The following is a 23,564-nucleotide window of genomic DNA, read 5'->3' as shown; positions in this document are numbered from 1 at the left end:
GTAGCGAGGCTGCGGCGACGCTGTAAAGCATTCACTGCGGAGGCCTGAGGCCTCGTCCAGATAGCGAATTCGCGGGCCTCGGCGCATGTGCTCGCCGGTGTTTTTGAACGTCGTGCTTGGGTTGAAGGCACGCGAGCGCCTATCCTCGACGCAGGAGGATCCAAAACATGGCCAAGAGCAAGAAGGCTGCTGCCAAGAAAAAGACCGCGAAGAAGAAGGCTTCCAAGAAGAAAGCCGCTTCCAAGAAGAAAGCCGCTTCCAAGAAGAAGGCCGCTTCCAAGAAGAAGCCCGCTTCCAAGAAGAAGCCCGCTTCCAAGAAGAAGCCCGCTTCCAAGAAGAAGGCCGCTTCCAAGAAGAAGGCCGCTTCCAAGAAGAAGGCCGCTTCCAAGAAGAAGCCCGCTTCCAAGAAGAAGCCCGCTTCCAAGAAGAAGGCCGCTTCCAAGAAGAAGGCTGCTTCCAAGAAGAAGGCTGCTTCCAAGAAGAAGGCCGCTTCCAAGAAGAAGGCCGCTTCCAAGAAGAAGGCCGCTTCCAAGAAGAAGGCCGCTTCCAAGAAGAAGGCTGCTTCCAAGAAGAAGGCTGCTTCCAAGAAGAAGGCCGCTTCCAAGAAGAAGCCCGCTTCCAAGAAGAAGCCCGCTTCCAAGAAGAAGACCGCGGCCAAGAAGAAGACCGCGGCCAAGAAGAAGCCCGCCGCCAAGAAAAAGGCTGCGGCCAAGAAGAAGACCGCGGCCAAGAAGAAGACCGCCGCCAAGAAGAAGACCGCGGCCAAGAAGAAGACCGCCGCCAAGAAGAAGACCGCGGCCAAGAAGAAGACCGCGGCCAAGAAAAAGGCTGCGGCCAAGAAGAAGACCGCGGCCAAGAAGAAGACCGCGGCCAAGAAGAAGACCGCGGCCAAGAAGAAGACCGCGGCCAAGAAGAAGACCGCCGCCAAGAAGAAGACCGCGGCCAAGAAGAAGACCGCGGCCAAGAAGCCCGCGGCCAAGAAGAAGACCGCGGCCAAGAAGCCCGCCGCCAAGAAAGCAGAGAAGCCCCCCGCGAGCACCGTCGTGCTCGAGGTCGGCGACGCGGCGCCGGCTTTCGATCTGCCCGCGGACGACGGCGAGCGCTACTCGCTGGAGTCCCTCGCAGGCAAGCGCTTCGTGCTCTACTTCTACCCGCGGGACAACACCCCGGGTTGCACGACGGAGGCCAAGGAGTTCACCGAGCTCCTCGCCAGCTTCGAGGCCCTCGGCGTCGAGGTCTTCGGCGTGAGCACCGACAGCGTCGAGTCCCACGCCAAGTTCCGCACCAAGCACGACCTGGGGATCACCCTGCTCGCGGACACGGACTACGCAGCGTCCCTGGCCTACGGCGCCTGGGGTGAGAAGTCGATGTACGGCAAGCCCGTCGTCGGGATGATCCGCTCGACCTTCGTCGTCGGGCCCACAGGTGCCATCGAGCACGAGTACGTGGTCCGCAAGGCCGCGGGGCACGCCCCTGCCGTGCTCTCCGACCTCCAGGAGATGCTGGCGAACGCCATCGAGGGCGACCCCGTCGAAGAAGACGACGCCCCGGTCGAAGACGACGCCCCCGCTGAGGACGCTCCCGTCGAGGACGCCCCCGCCGAGGACGACGACGCGGACGAGGACGCCCCCGCTGAGGACGGCGACTCGGACGAGGATGACGCCCCCGCTGGTTCGGACGACGACGACGACGATTCGGACGACGACGACGATTCGGACGACGACGACGACGACGACGATTCGGACGACGACGACGACGACGACGACGACGACGACGACGACGACGACGACGACGACGACGACGACGACGACGACGACGACGACGACGACGACGACGACTGAGCACCATGGGCTACTCGAGCGCGATCCCTCGGGCGCTGGACGTAGCCCTGTGCACACTGGTCTCGGTCCTGGCGCTGGCTCCGGCCAGCGCCTCGCCACCGGCCCAGCCGGAGACGCCCCCACCATCGATCCCTCGGCTGATCGATGAAGGGGGCGGCTTTTGGCTCAGCGTCGAGCTGATCGGTCCCCGCGGGGCCCAGCTCGAGGCCGCCAAGAGCTTGATCGAGGATCCCGTGGAGGACGGCCTCCCCCGTGGCGGCCGTCCCCCTCCAGGAGAGCTCGTCGGCCGCGTCGAGAGCCTCGACCAGGCCCTGGCCTGGGTGCACCGCCACGCCTTCGACTCCCCTCCCCTGGGCTTCGAGGAGCCCGGGCGCGATGGACCTGCCCCTCTCCCCGGGGGCGCGCTCCTCGAGTCCCACGGCCTGCACCTCACGGCGCTGGTCGTGACCGCGGGCGCGCCCAGCGGAGGCACCCGCGACTACCCCTGGCCGGGCGCGAGCGCGACCTTGCTACCCGAGGGCCTGGACTGGCGCCCGGCCACCTTGGCCGTCGCCCGCACGCCGCTCTTCGCGGCCCCGGCCCCCGCCCTTCCCCCGGCCTCCGAGCGCTACCTCGAGGTCAGCCGCGACCACGATCTGTGGCAAGTCGGCGTCCTCGATCGCTGCGACGACACGGGGCGAAGCTGCCTACGCTGGGCCCAGGTGATCACCCGCGAAGGCTCCCGCTTTCACGCCGGCTGGCTCCCGAACTGGCTGCTCGTCCCCGACGCGGCCTGGGTCGTGGATCCCGACAACCCCCGGGCCTTCGCCCTGCGAGCGGCCCACCACGAGCTCGACCGCGCCGGCTTCGTGCTCATCGAGCGCCAGACCGACGCCGAGGGCGAGCGCCACTTCTCCCGCGAGGGCCTGGCCATCGAGCACATCGGCTCGAGCTGGCCCGCGGCCAGCGCGAGCGTCCTCGAAGACACCCTCACCGTTCAGGTCGGGCCACACCAGCTGCTCTCGCGCCCGCTCGAGCCGCTCCCGACCCTGCCCAGCCCGCCCTGAGCTCGGTGCCCCGGCCGCTACTCGGGGAGCAGGCCCAGGGCGTAGAGCACCCCGCGATCCGAGCTCGCGTAGACGCGCTCGAGCACGGGGTCGTAGATGGGCTGACCGCTGCTCCCGCTGCCGTTGAAGAAGCGCAGCAACATCTCGCCGCTGTCGGCGGAGTAGGCCAGCAGGCCCGCGTCGGAGTGGGCGACCAAGACGGTGTCGCCGATCACGAGCGGAGCCGCGATCGCGCCCGGGTCGAGCTGCTCGCGCCAGCGGATCCGCCCGTCCTGCTCGAGGCCGTAGAGCCCCTCGAGGGAGCTCGCTGCGAGGTAGATCCCCGGCCCCTCGACGATGCTGCCGACGGCGCGGATCTCCGTGTTCCAGCGCCTGGCGCCGTCGCTGAGGTCGAGCGAGTAGACCCCGCTGGTCTGGTTGGCGACGATCAGCTCGCCGCGCTCGGGGACGAGCACCGGCGTGGTGTCGACGTCGACGAAGAGCTTGGCGTCGGGGGGCGCGAGGGGCTGAACCCAGCGCGCCTCGCCGCTCGTCGCGTCGAGGGCCACGACGCGGCCGTCGGCGAAGCCCGTGAAGAGCTGGCCGACGTCGCCGGCGGCGGCCTCCACCGGGGGCAGATAGGCCAGCCCCGCGCGGCCGAAGACCGTGAAGTCCTTCTGGAACTCGCCGGAGTACTGCCAGACCCAGTCGCCGCTGCGAACGTCGACGGTGATGATCTCGTCGCGCGAGTTCGCGAAGTGCACGACGGCCTCGCCGAGCACGGCGGGCGTGCGCACGAGGCCCGAAGTGCGGTAGCGCCAGCGAACCTCACGGGTCTCGAGGTCGAGGGCGACCAGCGCACCGTCGTCCGTCCCGACCAGCATCCAGTCCGGACGATCCCCCGGCAGGGCCACGTGGGCGTGGAGGTGGCCGCTCTCGTCGGCGCCCTCTTCGACGACCGCGAGCACCGGCGGTGAGCTCAGCCCACCGCCGAGGTCGAGCTCCCACACGAACTCGCCGTGCACGTCGTCGATGGCCAGCAAGGTGCCGTCGCGGCTGCCCACGTAGATCAGCCCGCGGGCAGGATCCGCGGCCGCCGAGCCGTACTCCTCGGTGCGGTAACGGAAGTTCTCGGGGATGGTGAACTCGACGGTGAAGTCGACGTTCCACAGCGCCCGCGCGGCGTCGGACTCTTCCGGGTGCAAGACGATCGTCTTGCCTCCGCTGCTTCCAAGGCCGCAGCCGACACCAAGGATCGACGCAGCGACAGCCAGCGAGAGCCCAAGCCCCAGCAGCCCGTGTCCTCGCTCGCTCGCCCGCGACATGGCGCTAGAGCCCACCCATCAGACCCTCGAGACCCGAGGGCGGCGCAGACAGGCGCGCCGCGAACTCGGGATCGAGCTCCTCGATGCGCGCGCGGACCATGGGGGTCGCCATGGTCTCCTTGTCGGGGAATTCGCTGAAGAACTGCTGGTAGATGGCGATCGCCTCGTCCTCGCGCTCGAGCGCCTCGAGCACCCTGCCCTGGTGATAGAGCGCCATCTCGCGATAGTAGTCCGCGGGATCGGGTGCGATGGACTCGAAGGTGGTCAGCGCGGCCTCGAGCTCGCCTTGGCCCTCGAGCGCCACGCCCTTGCCCTCGAGCGCCAGGAAGCGCAGCGGGTGGTCGTCGCGGGCCTCGACCAGGAAGGCGTCGTAGCTGGCGACGGCGGCCTCGAACTCGCCCTTGCGGACGGCGTAGGCGCCCTCGACGAGGATCGCGTCGAGGGCCACGGCGTCGTGCTCGCCCTTGGCCGCGGCGATGGCCTCGACCACGGCAGCGTCGCGCTCTTCCGCGCTCGCGTAGACCGGGAAGGGAGCGGCGGCGATCTGCTCTTCTCGCCCCTCTCGCTCCTCCATGGGGATGACCTGGGCGCGATAGATGCTCTCGGTCGCCCCGGCCAGGATCCGCGCTGCCTCGGCGTTGGTCTGCGTCCGGCTGGTCTGCAGCGCCACGCCCCCAGCGATCGCCCCGATCACGATGACGATCGCCCCGATCACGAGCTTGGGGGTGTCGATGACCTGCCGCCCCGCCTTGCGGACGCCCCGTTGGAAGGCGTCGTCTTGCTCGGCGGCCTTGACGTTGGCCTTGCGCTTGCGACGAGCGCGATTCCAAGTCGGCAGCTCGACGCGTTCGCCCTCCTCGCGGTCCTCGCCGCCAGACTTGGACTTCGACCCGGGTTCGTCACCCGCGTCCTGGTCCTCGCGCGGATCGGCCGGCATGAAGTCGAGGTCGTCGCTCACGGCTGGCCTGTCTACAAAACCCCCCGGGTCATGTCCACCGCAGCCCCCCTGCCTCGGCTATGCTCGGGCGCGGTGGCTTCCTCGCACCTCCCCCGCGGCCTCGCCCTCGCGCTCGCCGCCCTGGCCTGCGCCGGCTGGGCGCCGGAGGAAGATGCGCCAACTCCGCCCGACTCCTCGTCGCCCACGGGAGGCCAACAGCAGCCCGCGCAGGCCGATCCATTCGAGGATCCGGCCCCGCGAGATCCCGACGACACCCCCTTCATGCCCGCGCCCAACAACCAGCTCGGGCAGTGGAGCGTGGGTCGCGAGCGTCCCCTCACCCGGGGCTTCGATGACGATCACTGGGTCCAACTCGGCGTCGTGCCGACCTACGCCGCGTTCCACCTGCCCTTCACCGGCCGCGGCGAGGGCCCCTTCCGCGGCGGCGGCCTCAGCCTCGAGCTCGACTTCCGCGTGGTCCGCTGGCTGTTCTTGCGCGCCTTCGTCAGCCACACGGTCCACCCCGTGTTCGCCGAGAGCAGCTACGACGAGGAGAGCGACACCACCACGCAGCTCGCACGTGGTGGGCTGATCCAGGCGACCAACACCGGCGCCTCGGCGGTCTACGCCCTCGACCTCGGGCGCTTCGTGCCGCGGGTCGACGTCGGCGCAGGCCTGCTCTTCGTGCGCTCTCCCGAGGGCCCCCTCGACGGCCAGTGGGGCGGCCAGTGTGGAGAGAGCGACGCCTGCGATCCCGGGCTGAGCTGCGCGAGCGATGGCGTCTGTCGGCCCACCCCCGTGCTCGAGGGCCACATCGGCGTGGCCGTCGACGTCCTCCTGGGCTCGCACTGGTCCGTGGGCATCGGCGTCCGCTACTACGCCCTGTTCTCGGCGCTCTCGGAGCTGCCCGTGTACCTGACCGGCAGCGTGCGCCTCGGCGCACGCTTTTGAGCCGAGCTGGGAGACGCCAAAAAAGAAAACGGGCGGGTCGCCGAAGCGCCCGCCCCTTCTCGCGTGAGCGATGAGCCGCTCAGCCCGCGGAGCCGAGGTTCGGGCAGTCGACCGCCTGGAAGTCGGACACCGAGCAGGTCGCCGAGATGGCGGTGCCGCCGGGCGCCGGGAAGCCCTGGCGACGCGCGATCTTGAACTCGAGGTTGTAGTTGAGGTCGATGCACTCTTGCGACATGTCGTCGGCGGTGTCCGCGGTCAGACCCGAGTCGTCCACGAGCAGCGCGTAGCAGACGTTCACGTCATCGGAGGGCATCGAGTAGTCGTTGGTGTTCGCGTCGATGACGTAGCCGTTGGCGTCCGTGAGGCACTCGTCGATGCGCTGCGTGTCGACGCCCGGGGACTTCTCCTCGACGGTGCACTCGGGATCCATGATCTCCGTCGAGTCGTCGGTGTCCTTCACGCACTGGGCGTAGCAGGCCGGCTGGATCTGGTCGCGGATGCGCTCGGCGATGGCCTCGAGAGCCGGCGAGTAGTCGGCGTTGCAGACCGAGAACAGGTTGTCCTGGGTGAAGGCGTTGGTGAAGTCGCGCAGACGCACCGGCGGGACGGCCTGAGTGCCGTCGGCGTCGCAGCCCGGTCCGATACCGAAGTCGGTCTGGAAGTCGGGGTCGGTCGAGGTGACGTCGCTGTAGAAGACCGAGCCGTCGTTGGCCACGCCGCCGATGGTGGCGACGATGACTTCCTGATCGGGGTTGAGCTCCTTCTTGGTCTCCTCGAGGCCCTGGACGAAGCCGATGTAGCGGCTCATCGGGTGGAGCACGGCGTTGTCGGCGGCCTGGTCGGTGGCGACGGCGTTGCCGTCGACGTCCTTGTCGGTGGCGTCGCAGCTGTCGTAGCCGCTGGGGTCACCGGAGCAGGTGACGCCCGCGTTCCAGCACACCGCCGAGGTCGGGAAGGACTCGTCGGGGTTCGACCAGAACACCCGGTTGCCGTCCTGCTCGAAGATCTCGGCCCAGTTCTTGTTGTAGGAGCAGTCGGCCTCGTCGGTCACGTGGACGATGGCCAAGATGGCGCTCGAACGCAGGAAGCCGTAGCTCTCCTCGCCCTGCGTGGTGGCGCGGATGAGCGCCAGGTACATCGACTCGAGCTGCGACTCGAAGCCGCAGCCGTTGACGCCCTGGGGACCGAAGCACTGGAAGGCCTCGACGGTGCTCGTGCCCTCGGGGATGTTGGTCTTGCCCTCGATGTTCTCGAGCCAGGGGCGGGCGATCTCGTTGGCGTCCTCGTCCGTGGTCGTGGGCTGAATCTCGAGCTGGTCTGCGGTCAGGTTGCAGATGTCGTTGCAGGCGAGGTCCTGGACGTCGACAGAGTCGCCGAACAGGAACTCGTCCAGACGCGTGGTGCAGGAGCTGAGCACCAGCTTACCGGCCTCGGGCGTGGTCGTGCCCGCCGCACACCACGGGTTGCCGTTGTCGGAGGTGGTGACGCCGATGCGGTAGTTGGCCTCGACGTCCTCGGCCTCGAGGACCTCGATGAAGGAGCCGAAGTTCGCGGCGAGGTTGGCCTGCTCCTCACCCATCGAGCCGGAGTTGTCGATGACGAAGAGGACGTCGACGTCCTTGTTGACCGTCAGCTGGAGCTGCTTTTCATCCTCCTGCTCCTTCTCGAGCTCGACGGGCTTGAGGGGGTGGCTGAGGCAGCCGGTCAGCGAGCCGATGGCCATCGCGGCGCCGGCGAGGAGGGCGAACTTGGATCCAAGCTTGATTCGGGACATGGGGGACTCGGTCTCCGCGGGGGGATTTGGGGGCGTCGCGGTAATGCGCCCTCCCCGGCGAGTTGAGCAAGGTTGGTGCCAAGAAGTTCTCACAGTGATCAGAGGGCGTAAAGGGGGAAGCGCCCGAACACCCACGTCAATCTTGTTGGCACGATGGCAACACATTGCCAACGATGTTGGCTACATCCCTGCCACGGCCGCCCGCGGCAAGGGTTGCGCAAGACACGCAACGGCCGCCTCAGCCGCCCTTGCGGTCTTTGTTTCCACGCCCGCGCCCACGCACGACCAGGCGCACGGGGACCCCCCGCAGGTGCCAGCGCCTGCGGATCCGGCCGAGCAAGAAGCGCTCGTAGGCCGGATTCAAGCAGCGCCCGTGGTTCGCCGAGATCACGATCAGCGGCGGCGAATTCTCGGCCTGCGTGGCGAAGTACAGGCGCACGGGCTTGTTGCGGAAGATCGGCGGGCTGTGGGCCGCGACCGCGGCCTGGAGCTCCTCGTTGAGGGCCGAGGTCGGGATCCGCTTGTTGAGGGCGGCCGCCGTGCTCAGGCAGGCGTCGAGCAGCTCGTCGAGGTTGTAGCTGCGCCCTGCCCCCTCGTCCCGGCCGCTGCCAACCACCGACGACTTGATCACGTGGGGGTGCTCCAGGAAGGAGAGCGACTCCAGGGTGTGCTCGAGGCGATCTCGGGCGAGCTTGCCGTCGAAGCGGACGAGATCCCACTTGTGCAGGGCCACGACCACACCCTTGCCGCGTTCGAAGGCCATGCGCGCGATCCGCTGATCCTGGTCGGTGACGCCCTCGCTGGCGTCGATCACCAGGACCACGACCTCCGTGCGCTCCATCGTGCGGATCGACTTGATGGCCGCGAGCTTCTCCATGGCCCGCGCGACCTGCTTGCGCCGACGAAGGCCCGCCGTGTCCGTGAGCACGATGTCGCGCTCGCGGAAGCGGAAGGGCAGGTAGATCGGGTCGCGGGTGGTCCCCGGCTCGTCCGAGACGATCACCCGCTGCTGCCGGAGCAGGCTGTTGATCAGCGTGGACTTGCCCGCGTTGGGCCGGCCCAGGAAGGCGATCCGCGTGCCCGGCGGGATGGTCTCGGGCTTGGCCTCGGTGGCCGCGGGCAGCAGCTCGAGCAACGCGTCACAAAAGTCGCCGACGGCCCGGCCGTGAGCGGCCGAGATCGCGTGCACGGTCCCGAGCCCGAGCTCGTTCATGGCCGCGGCCTCGAGCTCGCGCTTGGGGCTGTCGGCCTTGTTGGCGGCGACGATCACCGGCTTGCCGCTGCGCCGCAGGTGCTCGGCGATCTCCACGTCGACGGCCGTCGGGCCCTCGGAGGCGTCGACCACGAAGAGGATCACGTCGGCCTCCTCGATCGCGACCTCGGCCTGGCTGCGGATGTGCTTGGGCAGCCCGGTGTCGAGGCTGGGATCGACGCCGCCGGTGTCGACGATCAAGAAGTGCCGGCCCTCCCAGGACGCGACGCCGTAGAGGCGGTCGCGGGTCACCCCGGGGCGGTCCTCGACGATCGCCTCGCGGCGACCGACCAGGCGGTTGAAGAGCGTCGACTTGCCGACGTTCGGCCGGCCGATGATCGCCACCAGGGGCGCGCCCGCGGCGTCCTCGATCCCGAGCTCGTCTTGGATCCCCTCGAGCAGCGCCTGGCTGTCGTGCGTCATGCTTTCCTCGCCCATCAGCGGCGCTCCTCTCGTTCAAAGTCGGCTTCTGGGCCGTCCGAGTCCCCCGCGTCACCCGAGTCGCCACCCACGGCCTCGGCGACGCGGTAGCCCAGGGCCTCGAGCTTGCGCGGGTCCTTGGTCCAGCGCTCGCTGACCCGGACCTCCAAGAAGAGCTCGCAGGGCCGGCCGGTGAGCTGCTCGATGCGCCGGCGCGCGCCGATCGAGATCGCCTTGACCGTGCGCCCCTTGGCCCCGATCACGATCCCCTTTTGACTCTTGCGCTCGACGTGGATCGTCGCGTCCACGCGGTCGCGCTCGCGCAGCTCCTTATAGTCCTCGATGGTGACCGCCGAGCTATAGGGAAGCTCGGCGCCGAGGCGCTCGAAGAGCTCGGCGCGGATCAGCTCCGCGGCGTGCCAGCGCATGGTCCGGTCGCTGAGCTGATCGTCTGCGTAGAGGGCCGGGCCCTCGGGCAGGTGGGCGGCGAACTCGGCCCGCAGCGCCTCGAGGCCACGGCTGCGCACGGCCGAGACCGGGACGACCCCGGCGAAGGCGTGCACCGCCTGCCAGCGCTCGATGATCGGCAGCAGGTGATCGCGCTCGGCCAGGAGATCGCTCTTGGTGAGCACGAGGATCATCGGCTTGCCCAGGGGCGCGAGCAGCTCGACGGCGGCCCGGGCCCCGGGCCCCGGCTCCCACTTGTCGAGCAGCGCGAGGCCGTCGGCGCCCCGGGGCAGACGCGGGACCTCGGCGAGCATGGCGATCACGTCGACGTCTCGAGCCCCGCGCACGGCCTCGTCGACCATGTACTCGTTGAGCGCCGACTTGGGCCGGTGGATCCCTGGCGTATCGACGAGCACGGCCTGGAATTCGGGCGTGGTCCAGATCCCCAGCATGCGCTCGCGCGTGGTCTGGGGCAGCGCCGTGGCGACCGCGAGCTCTTCGCCGAGCAGCGCGTTGAGCAGCGTCGACTTGCCGACGTTGGGCCGCCCGCACAGCGCCACGAAGCCGGCGCGAAAGCGCGGCGCGTCTTCGGGGGATTGGGTGTTGGAGTCGGCCATAGGGCTCTCGTGAGCCCGGGATATTCGTCAATTGTGCGCAGCTGACAAGTCGGGTCCCGCGGCCCTACACTCCCGCCGGTGAGCGGCGAGCGCGGAGCAAGGACCCGAGGCGAGGGCGACGCCGAGTCGAGCTCGGCCCGCGGCGGGCGGTCGGGAGAGGCATCCGAGCGCGGAGAGTCCGCAGATCCGGCGGCCGCCAGCGACCTCGGCTGGCTGACCCTGATCCTCGGCCTCGCCAGCGCGACCTGGGCCGTGCTGATCCTCCTCCCCGCCAGCGGCGACTGGGTCGAGGGCGGACTCCCCGCGTGGCCGGCCGCCAGCGTCGGCATCTTCGCCCTGGCCTTCGCCCGCATGCCCGGCCGCCCCCTGTCCCGAGGGATCGGCGCGTTCTTGGCGGTGCTCGGGCTGATCGTCGGCCTCGCCAAGATCCTCGCGGCCTGGGGCCTGCTCATGCTCCTGGACTGAACAGCCGACGCTCATGCCAGACATAGCTGCTCATTAGAGCATGTGCTACATGTAGTATTTTTGATTTCATCCACATACCATCGGAAGATTTGTCCATGCAGGAGCGACGCACAGCCACACGCATCGACAAGATCTTCCGGGTGCTGATCTCCACCGAGGAGCTCGGGGATCAGTGGCACGTCGCCCGCAACATCTCGGCCACGGGCATGTTCGTCGAGATGGCCGAGCCCATGCCCCTGCGCACCAAGGTGATCGTGCGCTTCTCCCTGCCCGACGACGACGCTGCGATCTGCGCCATCGCCCGGGTCCAGAACCACTACTACGTGCACTACGCCGAGGGTGATGAGCTGCGCGGGCTGACCGGGGTGGGGCTTCGCTTCTTGCGCTTCGTCCCCGAGGTCGGCGCGCCGGTGCCCCGGGACCGCCTGCACTGATCGACGGCCCGACGAGGGCGCCAGCACCCTCATCAATAGCTTTCATAATCCAACCCAAGACTTTGATTTAAAACAATAAAAATAGCTCTGAGATCCAACATCCAAGAGCGCCTCAGGGGGCGGCCCGCGAGCAGCGAGGCCGCCTCTTTGGCGTTGGGCTGCCAGCCGAGACAGGCCAAAACCAAGCCGAAAATTTCCCCCACGCCTCGCCCTGCGCTAGCGCGAGGGGGTGCGCCGCTGGCCGATCGATACGCTCCTCGCCCTGAGCCTGATCGGGTGCGCCGATGCCCCCGCGGAGGTGGTCATCGATACGCGCGTGGGCGAGAGCTTCCGAGCGAAGCAGGAGGCGCCCTCCCCTGCCGCGATCGCCGAGCGGGCGGCGCTCTATGTCGAGATCGTCGAGACCTGGTGGGCCGAGCGCGAGGACTTCGCACCCGCTCGGCGCGCGACCGACGAGCAGGCCACGGACAAGGCCCCCGAGCTCCCCATCGACTTCGAGCCCAAGCCGCCCCGGGACCAGAAGGCCTTCTCGGCCCTGGTCCACGCCGTGCGCGAGGGCGCCATCGACGAGCTGGGCGTGCCCGTGCGCAACCTCGCCGAGGCCGGCCCGGAATTGTGGCCCGAGATCCAGGCCATCTTGTCGACCGAGCGCGAGCGTCCAAAGCGCGAGTACAAGCATGTCCTGGGGGTCATCGGCGGCGACGTCCCCAACCGCTACGGCTACTTCGACCTCCACTGGAAGAAGGCCCACGGCTACAGCGTGCGCCTGTCCGAGGACTGGTACGAGGACCTCCTCGGCCTGCCCACGGCGCGGATCTCCAAGGCCCTGCGCCCGGTCTACCGCGACGTGCTGCTGACCGCCGCCCTGCTGCGCGCGTCCGCCAAGATCGCCGCGGAGCAGCCCGCCCTCGTCGACGAGATCGTCGTCACCTTGCTCGACGCCGCCTACGTCCACGACGGCACCTTCCGCGACGAGGTCGGCCGGGCCGTCGACGCCCTGGGTGACCCCGCGATCCCGGCGCTCCTGCGCGAGTCCTTTCCGCCCGAAGACGCCAAGGAGGGCTCCACGCCCGAGCGCCGGGCCGAGTACGCGACGGTCTGCCTCGACCGCATGGACCGCCTCCACCCGCAGCGGGCCATCGACGCCGTATCCGACGACCGCCGGCTGCTCGCCGCGGTGCTCTCGGCCTACGGCGTGGTCCGTGAGGGTGAAGCCGCGCCCCTGCTCCTCGACTTCGTCGACGCCGACCAGCCGGGGATCCGCGCCGCCGCCCGCGAGGCCTTCGAGGCCTACGTGGTCGGACCGCTGCCCCGCGCCCGACGAAAGTCGATCCGCCTGCTCGGCGGCCAGACCACCGAGCGCAAGGCCGAGCTCAGCTACCGCGAGCACGCTCGCCTGGCGATCCGCGAGCGCCTCGCCGCCGAGGCCCCGGAGCTGCTCGAGGACGAGTGTGATCTCTACATGGCTGGGGGCGTCGTCGATCCAAAGTGCGAGGCCCAGCCCGAGCGCCTGTTTGGCGTCTACCTCGAGCGCCTCGACGAGCGCCGCTCGGCGCGGCGCGACCAGCTGATCGGCCAGGCGCTCTCGAGTCAGGACCGCGCGGCCGGGGCCGCCACCCTCGACACCTTGCTGACCACGGGCGAGGCCCCGACGGCCGAGGAGGCCCGGCTCTTCGCCCCGCACTACATCGCCGTGGCCGAGGAGGCCGCCGCAGCCGGCGAGCCCGCCCGCGCGGCCCAGCTCCTGCGCAAGAGCGCCATGCTCCTCGCCGACGACGAGCCCGAGCAGGCCAGCGCGCTGACCGTGGACGCCCTGCTGCTCGAGGCCAGCGTCACCGGCATGGATCTGCGCGGGCGCGGGATGCTGCTCGCCACCGCCGAGGACCTCTCGCCCGACGATCCCGAGGTCGCGGGCGCCCTCGCGCAGCTCGAGCTCGATCGCGCCGTGAGCGGAGGGACGCTGCGCAAGCGCCTGGGCCTCGGCGTGCTCGCCCTGCTCGCGAGCCTCGGCGTGCTCAGCTTCGCCGCCAATCGGATCCGCCGCTCGCTGAGCCCCGCGGCGGCCGAGCGCGCGAGCTGAGCGTACGCGAAGGGCCCGAGTCATCGACTCGAGCCCTCGTTTTTCGGCGCGGCGCCGGTCGGATCAGCTTGGATCAGTCGGGCGCCGGGAGGTTCGAGATCCCACCGGAGCGCGGCGGCTTGCTCGGCGAGATCGAGGGCGTGGTCTTCTTCGTGGTGCTCTTCTTCTTGGTCGAAGACGAGGAAGACTTTTTCTTGGTCGTAGTCTTCTTGGCCGGCTCCTCGGCGGGCGCGGGCTCTTCGGCGGGCGGCTCGGCCGCTGCCGCTGCCGCATCGCCGCCAGTCCCGTCGGCGGTGCCCGTCTCGGTCCCGGTCTCGTCGCCGGTCTCGGTGGTCCCGTCGGCGGCGACCTCGGCCGCAGCAGCGTCCGCTGCTGCTGCCGCTGCCGCTGCGTCTTGGGCCTGCTCCTCGGCGGCCGCGTCCGCCTCGGCCGCGTCTTCTTCGCCCTCGTCCTTGCCGAAGACCAGGAAGAAGGTCAGCAGGCCACCGACGATGACCACGACCAGGCCACCGATCACCCAGCTCATCGCGCCGCCGCTCTCGAGGTTGCTCTCCTGGCGGTCCGAGGCCGAGGTGTCGAGGGTCGCCAGGTCGTTGGCGTCTGCGTAGAAGGTGCGGTGGCGGCCGCCGGAGCGCGCCTCCTCGGAGAAGTCGCCGCGGAACTCGTAGACGGTCTTGCCTGCGCCGGCGATCAGCTCGTCGCTGCGGCCTGCAGGCGCGGGGGCCTGCTGCGGCGCCTGGGCCTGCTGCGGCGCCTGGGCCTGCTGCGGCGCCTGGGCCTGCTGCGGCACGGGGGCCTGCTGCGGCGCCTGGGCCTGCTGCGGCGGGTACTGGGGCTGCCCTTGCTGCGGCGGATACTGGGGCTGCCCTTGCTGCGGCGGGTACTGGGGCTGCCCTTGCTGCGGCGGGTACTGGGGCTGCCCTTGCTGCGGCGGGTACTGGGGCTGCCCTTGCTGCGGCGGGTACTGGGGCTGACCCTGCTGCGGCGGGTACTGGCCTTGCTGCGGAGGATACTGAGGCTGACCAGGCTGCTGCGCCTGACCCTGACCGACCGGATACGCCGGCGGTGCCCCCGAACCCGGCAGCTGCACCGCGACCCCCGGGGGCGCAGCTGCCACGTACTGCGGCTGCGGCTGCTGTGGCTGTCCACCATGGGGCTGCAGTTGAGTCTGGCCGTTCGGCGGCTGATTCGAGTTCGGTGGCTGGCTCACGGTGTTCCTCGGCGCGCGCGCCGGTCGATAGTGTGCCACGGCACGCGAGCCTCGTCTCCCCCACCCCACCGGCCCGCCAGTGATGCAAACTACGGCGCAGCACCGTGACCGAACCTCTCCCACGTTTTTTGGTCTTCGAAGGCATCGACGGCAGCGGGACCACCACCCAATGCCGGCTCATCGCCGAGCGCTTGCGCGCCCGCGGACACCGGGTCGTCGAGACCCGAGAGCCCTCGCCGGGGGCGGTCGGCCGCCTGACCCGCGAGCTCCTCGCCGACGATCCCGAGCGCCCGCGCAGCGTCGACCCCGCCTGCCTCGCGCTGCTCTTCGCCGCCGACCGCCTCGAGCACCTCCGCCGCGAGATCCTGCCCGCCCTCGACGACGGCCAGATCGTCCTTTGCGATCGCTACGTCGTGTCCTCCTGGGTCTACCAGTCCCTCGACTGTGACCCCCAGTGGGTGCGGGCGATCAACCGAGAGGCGCGCTGGCCCGACCTGACCTTCGTCTTCGATCTCCCGGCCGAGGTCGGCCTCGCCCGGGTCGCCTCGCGCCGGGCGCAGACCGACGAGGCCGTCGAGCGCTTCGACCTCCCCGCCACCCAGCGCCGCCTGGCCGCGGGCTACGCCGAGGTCCTCGCGCGCGGGCCGAGCGAGGGGCTGCGCGACCTGGTGCGGGTGGACGCGAGCGCCAGCATCGAGGCCGTCGGCGAGGCGATCTTCGCCGAGCTCCTGCGCCGCGGACTCTAGAAACTTGCGAGATCCCCCCTCGCCCTCGATGGTACGGCCATGGCCATGCGCCCGCGTCCAGGAGCGAAGCTTGCAACCCGAGGGCTCACCCCGAGCATGGAGGGCGCCCGACGACGCTCGGGTCGACGGCGCGCGGTGGCCAGCCTCGGGCTGATCTCTGCGACGCTCGCCTGTCGCCCGCAGCCCTCGCCCGGCGGCGCCTCCGACGAGCCCTCGTACACCGCCGAAGACCCCGGCGAGGCCGCCTCCCCCGAGGGCACCAGCGAGGTCGAGGCGCCCCCCCGCCCCGAGGGCGTCATCTATCGCAGCGAGCTGCACCGCGCGACCCAAGACGGGAGCCCCGCCTACCTCACCGGCGCCCTCAGCCCCGAGCCCTACCGACCCCAAGGCCGCTTCGAAGGCTGGGTGATCACCCGGCTGTGGCCCCAAGATCCCGAGCTGTGCGCCCCCGGCTGCGACCTCCAGCCCGGCGACATCATCCTCTCGGTCAACGGCTCGACGCTCCAGACCCCCGAGGACCTCAGCAACCTGCTCGCGCGCATCGACGAGATCGAGAGCGTGGACGTCCGGGGGATCCGCGAGGGCGAGTACTACGAGCGCAGCTACCCCGTGGTCGCGGATCCCGGATAGGGCTGGTAGCTCGGCGCGACCCCGGCCAACGAGCGCTCGACGACCCGCCGGACCTGCGCTCGCCGCTGCCGCGCGATGACCTCCCCCGCGCCGGGGATCGTCAGCCGCAGCGCCTCCGTCGCGGCGTTGCCCAGCGCGCTGAGCAGCACCGCCCACTTCATGCCGCCATGCGGCAGGCCGAGCTCGTCACACTCGCGCTCGCCGAGCATCAACCGTGAGAAGCTCGCCCGCCACGCGAGCTCGAGGCGCTGGCCCGAGGCTCCGAGGCCCGGCGAGAGCGGCACCGAGAGCAGCGCCTGGGCGAGCGCGCGGCTGTCCTCGTCGCTGGGCGGCTGCGTGGCCAGGGACAGGCAGACCAGCTGACAGGCCGCGTCGAAGTCCTCGGGCAGCAGGTCCTCGCGGATCCCCATCAGGTAGCCCACGTAGCGCCAAAAGTGCACGAGCGCGTCGGCCTCGCGACCCGTGATCACGTGGCCCAGGGCGCGCAGGCCGAGCACGAAGACCGTGGAGAAGAGCATGTTGGTGCCGAGCATGTCCGCCTGGTTGATCGGCAGCCCCCAGTCCTCGGCGCGCCAGCGTGGGTCGGCCCTGAGCCGGGCGCGGACCAGGGCATGCAGCGCGCGGACCATCACCGCGGCTCGAAAGCCCGCGGAGTCGCGGGCGAGGGTCGGCGAGTCGTAGAGCTCGAGCACGAACTTCGAGGTCTCGGCGAGGCGCCGGTAGGCCATGGACTCGAGCGCCCCGGTCAGCGCGATCGGCTTGTTGGCCGCCGAGGATCGGTAGCCCCCCGTGAGCGACACGCAGCTGAGCACCTGCAGCCCGCTCATGCCCACGCGCCCGGCGACCTCGGTGGCGAGCTCGAGCTTGGCGTCGTCGACCCACGCCGGTCGGCGATCGAGCGCGGCAAAGAGCGCCACGAGGGGCTCGGGCGCCTCCGGGACCCGCTCGATGCCATCTTCGATGGCCCGCGTCAGCAGCCTCCTCCCCTGCGCGGCCCCGATCGCCTCGAAGCGCTCCGCGAGCGCGTCGGCCAGCGGGTCGCCCTCACATAGGGTGTCGCGCACCCGAGACAGCTGCTCGCTCGTCGGCGGCGGGAGCCGCAGCAACCTGCGGACCGCCCTCAGCCGCCAGCTGTCTCCCTCCAGCGGCTCTCTGAAGCGACTCGGGATGAAAGGCTGTGAATCGAACGAGCTAGACATTGGACTTCGACCACCATAATCCGAGCGACAACGCCGAACTACTCGGTTTTGAATGGCGCGCGCTGACACGCCATGACGCATGCCAGCCATGGCGACGAATCACGGCGAATCATGGTTCTGCGCCGCACGAGCCAAGCGCGAGCCCCGGTGACCCGAGCGCCGCGAGCCCGGTCGCTACTGCTCGCGGATGCCCACGGCCTCCACGTAGCCGGTCAGCTCGCTCCCGGCGGCCATGCTCGAGGACACGCCGATCTCGCCCGGGTCGTCGCCAGTGGTGAACGACACGAACTCGGGCTCGCTCCAGCTCGCGGCGCCGATCGAGGCGCTCGCCACCGAGTCCGCCCCGTCGAAGCCCGTCACGCGCAGCGTGACCTTGGATGAGGCGCCGGTGTCGATCAGCCGGATGCGATCGATGTGCGAGGTGCTCGTGGCCGCGTTGACCACGAGATAGAGCGCGTGGGTCCCGGTCGTGTCCGCGAGCGGCGACTTGATCATGTGCCAGCGGACCGCGTCGACGTTGGCCACGTGCGAGCCGCTGGCGATCAGCGCGCCCGCGGGGTCGTCGAGGCGAAACTCCACGCTGATGTCCGAGTCGTGGCTGACCCCGAGCTGGAGCTCGTCGTAGCGGGGCGTGTCCGCGCCGAAGTCGACCTCATCGAAGCGAAACCACTGCCCCGCGCTCAGGCCGTAGTAGCTGTACTCGCTGCCGAAGTGCTCGGCCTCGTAGCCGGCCGAGGACTCGCTCGCGCTCTCCATCTGGATGTCCGGGCCCACCACCCGGGCGCGGGCGCGCAGCTGATAGTCCTGGTTGGGGCGCAGGCCCGTGACCACCTGAGTGAGCTCGTCCCCGGCGTCGAGCCGAAGCGCGCGCGAGCCCGAGATGCCCAGGGCCTCGTCCTTGTAGTTCCAGACGTTGACCGTCGCCGCGAGCGGCTCGCCGGCGGCGACCTCCCAGTAGGCGAGCTCGTTTTCGAAGCTCCCGTTGGCTACGGGGTTGGCGTGGGGCAGCAGCGTCCAGCTGTACTCGGGCTGCGGCGGGTCGTCGAAGTCGTGGCCGTAGACCCACATGCTCTCGCCGCGCTCGAGCGCGCCGGCGTCCGGGGCCGCGCCCGTGAAGCCGTCGGTGATCCCCGGGAGCTCGACGCCGATGTCGATGGCCTCCGCGTCATCGCGCAGGCGAAAATCGAGGTTGGTCGCGTCCACGTAGGGCGCGTCGTCTGGGACCACCAAATTGCCCTCGACGAAGGCCCCCCCGTCGACCAGGCGCGTCGACATGTGCGAGTAGATGTTGTTGTAAAAGTAGGTCTCGTCCGCGCTCAGGTTCTCCGTGGACGAGGCCGCGTCGATGGTCCCGACCCCGTAGATCGTGTTGCTGTAGACGAGGATGTTGGTGTTCGGCAGGTTGATCTTCAGGCCCCACGCCGCGCTGTCGTACATGAGGTTGTGGTGGATCACGATGTCAGCGCTGAGCGCGTCCATGTAGACCCCCGCGCTCATCGCCGGCATGGCGTGGAACACGTTGTGGTGGACGACGCTGTTGTTGTAGGAGCTGTTGCCGAAGCCCACGGCGCCCACGTCCGCGGTCAGCTGACAGGCCGCCTCGAACTCGTTGTACTGGATCACGAAGTGGTAGCCGGCCCCGCCCGAGATCACCGAGTGGGCGAAGTTCCGAAAGCTGTTGTGGCTGATCAGGTTGCCCTCGTCGCAGGCGTCGAGGACGATCGCCGCGCCGTCGGTGTTGTTGTAGCCGCCGTCGTGGAAGAGGTTGTTGATCACCCGGTTGTCGGCGCCGCGCGAGGTGATCAGCTGCTCGCAGATGCCCTCGATCTCGCTGTCGCGCAGCAGGTTGTCCGAGCCGTCGAAGACCAGGCTGGGCGAGACCAGGCCATCGCCGCCGACGCCGTAATTCCAGTCCGGGAAGCGGATCTTCACGCCCTCGATGCTCACGTGGCTCGAGCCGCCCATGTCGAGGTCGCCGCCGCGCAGCTCGAAGCCGCGGAATTCGATGTAGTCGTGGCCGCCAAGCACGAAGCAGTCGCTGCGCGTCTTGATCTCGACCGCGGCCGTCGCCAGGTCCTTGCCCGCGGGCGCCATCATGAACAGCTCGCGGCTGTCCTCGTCGAAGTACCACTCGCCCGGCGCGTCGAGGACATCGAGGGCGGCGTAGATGATGTAGTTCTTGTCCTCGACCGCGGAGAAGTCGACTGCCTCGTCGAAGGTCACGGTCCCCGTCGCGGCGTCGAAGTCGACGATGGTCCGAAAGCGCAGGCTCCAGCTGTTCGCCTGGACCCCGATCTGCGCGCCGACGATGTCGAGCTCGAGGCCGACCAGCGCCGCATCGGTGATCGTCGTCGCCGTGTAGGCGTCGATGGTCGGGAACTCGGCGCTGCGCAGCAGGCTGACGTTCTCGCCCATGGGCGACCAATGGGCCTCGTTGACCCACTCGCCGTCCACGAAGATCGTCATGGTCCGCCGCGTCGCCTCGGGGTCGTCGAGGGTGGCGACCTGGAGATCGCCGTCCACGGGCGCCCAGCCGCCGACGAGCTCGGTCGTGGTCACGACGACCTCGTCGTCTTCGTAGACGGCGAAGGTGATCGGCGCGCCGGCCTCCCCCGAGCGCGGCAGCTCGACCTGCTCGCGATAGACGCCGGCCATCAAGAACACCGTCTGCCCGGGCTGGGCGACATCGGCGGCCCGCTGGATGGTCGCAAAGGGATCGCTGGGGTCCGTGCCCGAGTTCGCGTCGTCGCCGTCCGGCGAGACGAAGATGCAAGCGTCTGCCTCCAGGCAAGGATCCCCCCGTGGTCCCGCTGTCGGTGTCCGAGCCGTCGTCGGTCTCCGGCTGTGTCCCCGTCCCCTCGCCGCCCGTCCCCTCGCTCCCCGAGCTGGCCCCCACGTCGTCGTCTGCAGCGCCCTCGCCTCCGGGGCAGCCCAACGAGATCGTGCAGGACGCGAGCAGGACGAGGTTGGTGACGGTCCGACGCTGTGACATGCGGTCGGAGTGTACAGAGGCCAACAACACGCCTCTGTGACGCAATTGAGCGCGCCCCAGCGAATGCACGGCATGCCAGCGGAGAGCAGACCTGCGACGACCCCGGCGCACCAGCTCGTGGCGTCGTCGAGGTCGATGGGATCCGTGGATCCGGCTCGGCGATTCGCGCCGGGCGATCAGTGCTGGTTGGTCTCGTCGTCGTCGTCTTCGTACTGACCCTCGACGTAGGCCTGACCCTCCGCCGCGTACTCCTGACCCTCCGCCGCGTACTCCTGACCCTCCGCCGCGTACTCCTGGCCCTCGGCGTACTGGCCCTCGGCCGCGTACTCCTGGCCTTCCGCCGCATACTCCTGGCCTTCCGCCGCATACTCCTGGCCCTCGGCCGCGTACTCCTGGCCCTCGGCGTACTGGCCCTCGGCCGCGTACTCCTGGCCCTCGGCGTACTGGCCCTCGGCCGCGTACTCCTGACCCTCGGCGTACTGGCCCTCGGCCGCGTACTCTTGGCCCTCCACCGCGTACTCCTGACCTTCGGCCGCGTACTCCTGACCTTCGGCCGCGTACTCCTGACCTTCGGCGTACTGGGCTTCCGCCGCGTACTCCTGGCCGTCCGCGTACTCCTCGTAGGCCTGCTCTTCCTCGACCTCGGCCTCGTCGATGTCGACGAAGCCAGAGTCGACCTCTGCCACGACCTCGGGGATCGAAGAGGGGATCGGCGGGTTGGGGGCCACCGGAGTGGCGCCGGCCTTCCACGCGTCGATGGTCTGGACGAGGACCTCGTAGGCGATCATCGCGGCGAGGATATCAGGCCGGCCTGGGCCAAGCCATCCCCGCGCGACGCGACGAGATCACCACGCAGCCGCGGCTGCGGCCTGCTCAGAGCAACACGACCAGCAAGATGATGACGATCACCACGACGACGCCCACCGCGATGTAGGCGCCCGGCCCCTTGCCCTGCGGCTGGATCTCCGCCGTGGGCGTGGGCGCAGGCATCGGCCGGTGCTGCTCGACCGGCGGGCGCGTGGCCTCGACGGCCGCCATCGCAGGCACGGATGCGGGCACGTCGACCTCGGCCTCGGCGACGGCCGCAGGCTGCTCGACCACGGGCTCGGGGGCCGCCGCGGCGACAGCTTGCTCGTGGGCCGCCGCAGCGACGGGCTGCTCGGCCACGGGCTGCTCGGGCTCGTAGGCCTCGATGGTCCGCCCCGTCCGCACCGGCTGCTCCTCGGGCTCGTAGGCCTCGACAGTTCGTCCCGTCTGCACCGGCGGCTCCGCCTGAGCGGGCGCCTCCGCCCGAGGCGGCGCGACCTCGCCGGGCGTCGGCTCCGACTGGTGCTCCATGAACACGGTCCAGCCCTTGGCGTCCGAGGCCCCCACCGAGGGCGAGGGCGAGGGCTGCTCCGGTGCCGCCGGCTGCTCCGGGGCCGCGTCCGAGCTGCCGTCCGCGGGCAGCTGAGCCTCCATGAACATGGTCCAGCCGCGCGTGCTCGGGGCGTTGCTCGTCCCCGCGGGCGCCGCGGGGGCGGCCGGCTGCGCGGGCTCTGGCGCAGCCACCTGAGGCTCGGGGGCCTGCTCGCTGGGGGCAGCCTCGCCGCCCTCCTCGGCCTCCATGAACATGGTCCAGCCGCGCGTCGACGGCTTGGATCCCGCGGGCGCGGGCGCAGACACGGGGGCGGCGGGGGTGGGCGCGATGGGGGTGGGCGCCGGCGCGGGCACGCTCCCCGGCGCAGGCACGGGCGTGGGCGCCAGACCGACTGGGGTGGGCGCCGGCGCGGGCGTGGACGCAGGCGCCGAGTCGCCCTCTTCGGCCTCCATGAACATGGTCCAGCCGCGCGTCGAGGGCTTCGCCCCAGCAGGTGCGGGTGCCGGCGCAGACGGGGCGCTGGGCGCTGGAGCGCTGGGGACCGGGGCGCTCGGAGCAGGCGCGCTCGCGCCGGGAGCGGGCGCCCCTGCCGGGGCGTCGCCCTCCTGGGCCTCCATGAACATGGTCCAGCCGCGCGTCGAAGGCTTCGCCCCAGCGGGTGCGGCCGCCGGCGCGGGCGTGGATGCAGGTGCAGGTGCAGGTGCAGGTGCAGGCGTGGACGCAGGCGCCGAGTCGCCCTCTTCGGCCTCCATGAACATGGTCCAGCCGCGCGTCGAGGGCTTCGCCCCAGCAGGTGCGGGCGCCGGCGCAGGTGCGGATGACGGCGCAGGTGCGGGCACCGGCGCAGGTGCGGGCACCGGCGCAGCGGCGGCAGGTGTCGGCGCAGGTGCGGGCGCGGACGCAGGCGCGGCGCCGGCCTCCTGGGCCTCCATGAACATGGTCCAGCCGCGCGTCGAAGGCTTCGCGCCGCCAGCAGCCGGCGCACTCGGGCCTGCACCCGAGACGATGCCGGCGCCAGTCGCCGCACCGCCGGCCAGCTTGCCGAGCTCGCCCAGGAACTGCTTGAGCATCATCGGACGCATGCGCGCGTCCTTGCTCAGCGCCCGCTTGAGCGCGGGATCGATGCCGGCCGCCTCGCGGTTGGCGTGCAAGTCGAGCTTCTCCTCCGGGCTGCCCGGAAAGAGCGGCGCGCCGGTGAGCAGCTGGTGGGTGATCGCGGCGAGGTTGTAGATCAGCGTGCGCTGGTCGACGACCTTGCCCGTGACCTGCTCCGGCGCGATGGCGTCGAGAGGGCCAAAGGCGGCGCCGCCCTGGGGCTCACCCACGGCGAAGCCCACGACCTTGAGGCCCTGGTCCGTGCCGAAGATCATGTGCGCGCCGAGGTTGCGGTGCATGACCCCGACCTTCTGCGCCGCGGTCAGGGCGTTGCCGACGTGGGTCATCGTCGCGGCGACGACCTCGCGGCTGAGCTGGCCGGCCTCGGACAGGGGCGCGCCGCTGACGATCTCGGCGACCTCGTAGATGCCCCCGTCCTCGAGCTTCCCGCAGGCGAAGACGCGGGCGACCTCGGGCGTATCGACGCCCTGAAGCTGGCGGAGCTCCCTCAAGGAGCGCTCGCGGACCAGGGACGAGGGGAAGCACTGCGCCGCGTGAGCGGTGAGGTGATAGGCGGCCCCGCCGCTGTCGCTAGCCTCGTAGGTCGAGGCCCCCGATCGCGCCCGAACCTTGGCGCCGATGGAGTAGCCGTCGATTTGCGTTCCAGGAGAGAGCTCGGGCCCAGCGATCGTCATGATTGCTCCACATCCGGCGGCTGCGCCGGCGGTTGCGCGAGCAGACTACGCGCTCGCGCGCCGGCCGAT

General features: G+C 70.3%; 18 protein-coding genes. 8 read left to right on the top strand and 10 right to left on the bottom strand.

Features of this window, described 5'->3' with window-relative positions:
* Positions 1-167: 167 nt before the first annotated feature.
* Both G6O69_RS27065 and G6O69_RS27060 read left to right on the top strand, forming a co-directional pair.
* Positions 168-1,841 carry a peroxiredoxin gene (locus G6O69_RS27065; RefSeq protein WP_172306397.1) on the top strand — a complete coding sequence of 558 codons (1,674 nt, stop codon included), beginning with the start codon at positions 168-170 and terminating at the stop codon, positions 1,839-1,841.
* A gap of 5 nt (positions 1,842-1,846) precedes the next feature.
* Entirely contained in the window at positions 1,847-2,887 is a 1,041-nt protein-coding gene (locus tag G6O69_RS27060; protein ID WP_172306396.1) for a hypothetical protein, read from the top strand.
* Between the two features lie 17 nt (positions 2,888-2,904).
* Here the strand turns inward: G6O69_RS27060 and G6O69_RS27055 are convergent, their stop codons facing one another.
* On the bottom strand, positions 2,905-4,191 hold the full coding sequence (locus G6O69_RS27055) for a PQQ-binding-like beta-propeller repeat protein (RefSeq protein ID WP_176397115.1): 1,287 nt from the start codon (positions 4,189-4,191) through the stop codon (positions 2,905-2,907).
* A gap of 4 nt (positions 4,192-4,195) precedes the next feature.
* Entirely contained in the window at positions 4,196-5,149 is a 954-nt protein-coding gene (locus tag G6O69_RS42375; RefSeq protein ID WP_172306394.1) for a tetratricopeptide repeat protein, read from the bottom strand.
* Positions 5,150-5,179: 30 nt separating this feature from the next.
* On the opposite strand from G6O69_RS42375, the gene G6O69_RS27045 reads away from it, so the two are divergent.
* Positions 5,180-6,079: a hypothetical protein gene (locus G6O69_RS27045; RefSeq protein ID WP_176397114.1), complete on the top strand. Its 900-nt coding sequence runs from the start codon at positions 5,180-5,182 to the stop codon at positions 6,077-6,079.
* A 79-nt stretch (positions 6,080-6,158) separates the two neighbouring features.
* Here the strand turns inward: G6O69_RS27045 and G6O69_RS27040 are convergent, their stop codons facing one another.
* From G6O69_RS27040 to era, 3 genes are all read right to left on the bottom strand, one after another.
* Positions 6,159-7,853: a VWA domain-containing protein gene (locus G6O69_RS27040; RefSeq protein ID WP_172306392.1), complete on the bottom strand. Its 1,695-nt coding sequence runs from the start codon at positions 7,851-7,853 to the stop codon at positions 6,159-6,161.
* 238 nt (positions 7,854-8,091) lie between these two features.
* Positions 8,092-9,543: a ribosome biogenesis GTPase Der gene (gene der / locus G6O69_RS27035; protein WP_172306391.1), complete on the bottom strand. Its 1,452-nt coding sequence runs from the start codon at positions 9,541-9,543 to the stop codon at positions 8,092-8,094.
* The gene (gene era, locus G6O69_RS27030) at positions 9,543-10,589 is read right to left on the bottom strand and encodes a GTPase Era (RefSeq protein ID WP_172306390.1); all 1,047 of its coding nucleotides are present in this window, start codon (positions 10,587-10,589) and stop codon (positions 9,543-9,545) included. The genes der and era overlap by 1 nt, the downstream gene beginning before the upstream one ends.
* A 78-nt stretch (positions 10,590-10,667) precedes the next feature.
* On the opposite strand from era, the gene G6O69_RS27025 reads away from it, so the two are divergent.
* The 3 genes from G6O69_RS27025 (at position 10,668) to G6O69_RS27015 (ending at position 13,568) form a co-directional block, all read left to right on the top strand.
* Positions 10,668-11,054, top strand: coding sequence for a hypothetical protein (locus G6O69_RS27025; RefSeq protein WP_172306389.1), 387 nt, complete (start codon positions 10,668-10,670; stop codon positions 11,052-11,054).
* Between the two features lie 95 nt (positions 11,055-11,149).
* Entirely contained in the window at positions 11,150-11,488 is a 339-nt protein-coding gene (locus G6O69_RS27020) for a PilZ domain-containing protein (RefSeq protein WP_172306388.1), read from the top strand.
* A 229-nt stretch (positions 11,489-11,717) separates the two neighbouring features.
* On the top strand, positions 11,718-13,568 hold the full coding sequence (locus tag G6O69_RS27015) for a hypothetical protein (protein WP_172306387.1): 1,851 nt from the start codon (positions 11,718-11,720) through the stop codon (positions 13,566-13,568).
* 73 nt (positions 13,569-13,641) lie between these two features.
* Here G6O69_RS27015 and G6O69_RS27010 read toward each other — a convergent pair whose 3' ends face one another.
* Positions 13,642-14,778 (bottom strand): hypothetical protein, encoded by a 1,137-nt coding sequence (locus tag G6O69_RS27010; RefSeq protein ID WP_176397113.1) that lies wholly within the window; start codon positions 14,776-14,778, stop codon positions 13,642-13,644.
* 104 nt (positions 14,779-14,882) lie between these two features.
* Between G6O69_RS27010 and tmk the strand changes: the two genes are divergently transcribed.
* Both tmk and G6O69_RS27000 read left to right on the top strand, forming a co-directional pair.
* Positions 14,883-15,524, top strand: a complete 642-nt coding sequence (tmk, locus tag G6O69_RS27005; RefSeq protein WP_172306386.1) for a dTMP kinase — start codon at positions 14,883-14,885, stop codon at positions 15,522-15,524.
* Positions 15,525-15,563: 39 nt separating this feature from the next.
* The gene (locus G6O69_RS27000; RefSeq protein ID WP_176397112.1) at positions 15,564-16,154 is read left to right on the top strand and encodes a PDZ domain-containing protein; all 591 of its coding nucleotides are present in this window, start codon (positions 15,564-15,566) and stop codon (positions 16,152-16,154) included.
* Here G6O69_RS27000 and G6O69_RS26995 read toward each other — a convergent pair.
* The 4 genes from G6O69_RS26995 to G6O69_RS26980 form a co-directional block, all read right to left on the bottom strand.
* Positions 16,127-17,353: an oxygenase MpaB family protein gene (locus tag G6O69_RS26995; protein WP_176397111.1), complete on the bottom strand. Its 1,227-nt coding sequence runs from the start codon at positions 17,351-17,353 to the stop codon at positions 16,127-16,129. The genes G6O69_RS27000 and G6O69_RS26995 overlap by 28 nt on opposite strands.
* A 174-nt stretch (positions 17,354-17,527) precedes the next feature.
* Positions 17,528-20,008: a carbohydrate-binding protein gene (locus G6O69_RS26990; protein WP_172306383.1), complete on the bottom strand. Its 2,481-nt coding sequence runs from the start codon at positions 20,006-20,008 to the stop codon at positions 17,528-17,530.
* 513 nt (positions 20,009-20,521) lie between these two features.
* Complete coding sequence (locus G6O69_RS26985) at positions 20,522-21,133, bottom strand: hypothetical protein (RefSeq protein WP_172306382.1); 612 nt, start codon at positions 21,131-21,133, stop codon at positions 20,522-20,524.
* Positions 21,134-21,218: 85 nt separating this feature from the next.
* Complete coding sequence (locus tag G6O69_RS26980; RefSeq protein ID WP_172306381.1) at positions 21,219-23,495, bottom strand: hypothetical protein; 2,277 nt, start codon at positions 23,493-23,495, stop codon at positions 21,219-21,221.
* Between the last annotated feature and the right edge of the window lie 69 nt (positions 23,496-23,564).

It is taken from the genome of Pseudenhygromyxa sp. WMMC2535 (genome assembly GCF_011083025.2).
The sequence above is the reverse complement of the archived record's forward strand: the minus strand, read 5'-3'. Positions and strand labels throughout refer to the sequence as shown.

What these genes read in the sequence shown, in the direction of transcription:
- G6O69_RS27065 (WP_172306397.1), top strand. Translation starts at nt 168, where the DNA reads ATGGCCAAGAGCAAGAAGGCTGCTGCCAAGAAAAAGACCGCGAAGAAG.
- G6O69_RS27060 (WP_172306396.1), top strand. Translation starts at nt 1,847, where the DNA reads ATGGGCTACTCGAGCGCGATCCCTCGGGCGCTGGACGTAGCCCTGTGC.
- G6O69_RS27055 (WP_176397115.1), bottom strand. Translation starts at nt 4,191, where the DNA reads ATGTCGCGGGCGAGCGAGCGAGGACACGGGCTGCTGGGGCTTGGGCTC.
- G6O69_RS27045 (WP_176397114.1), top strand. Translation starts at nt 5,180, where the DNA reads ATGTCCACCGCAGCCCCCCTGCCTCGGCTATGCTCGGGCGCGGTGGCT.
- G6O69_RS27040 (WP_172306392.1), bottom strand. Translation starts at nt 7,853, where the DNA reads ATGTCCCGAATCAAGCTTGGATCCAAGTTCGCCCTCCTCGCCGGCGCC.
- der (WP_172306391.1), bottom strand. Translation starts at nt 9,543, where the DNA reads ATGGGCGAGGAAAGCATGACGCACGACAGCCAGGCGCTGCTCGAGGGG.
- era (WP_172306390.1), bottom strand. Translation starts at nt 10,589, where the DNA reads ATGGCCGACTCCAACACCCAATCCCCCGAAGACGCGCCGCGCTTTCGC.
- G6O69_RS27020 (WP_172306388.1), top strand. Translation starts at nt 11,150, where the DNA reads ATGCAGGAGCGACGCACAGCCACACGCATCGACAAGATCTTCCGGGTG.
- G6O69_RS27000 (WP_176397112.1), top strand. Translation starts at nt 15,564, where the DNA reads ATGGCCATGCGCCCGCGTCCAGGAGCGAAGCTTGCAACCCGAGGGCTC.
- G6O69_RS26995 (WP_176397111.1), bottom strand. Translation starts at nt 17,353, where the DNA reads ATGTCTAGCTCGTTCGATTCACAGCCTTTCATCCCGAGTCGCTTCAGA.
- G6O69_RS26990 (WP_172306383.1), bottom strand. Translation starts at nt 20,008, where the DNA reads ATGGCCGGCGTCTATCGCGAGCAGGTCGAGCTGCCGCGCTCGGGGGAG.
- G6O69_RS26985 (WP_172306382.1), bottom strand. Translation starts at nt 21,133, where the DNA reads ATGATCGCCTACGAGGTCCTCGTCCAGACCATCGACGCGTGGAAGGCC.
- G6O69_RS26980 (WP_172306381.1), bottom strand. Translation starts at nt 23,495, where the DNA reads ATGACGATCGCTGGGCCCGAGCTCTCTCCTGGAACGCAAATCGACGGC.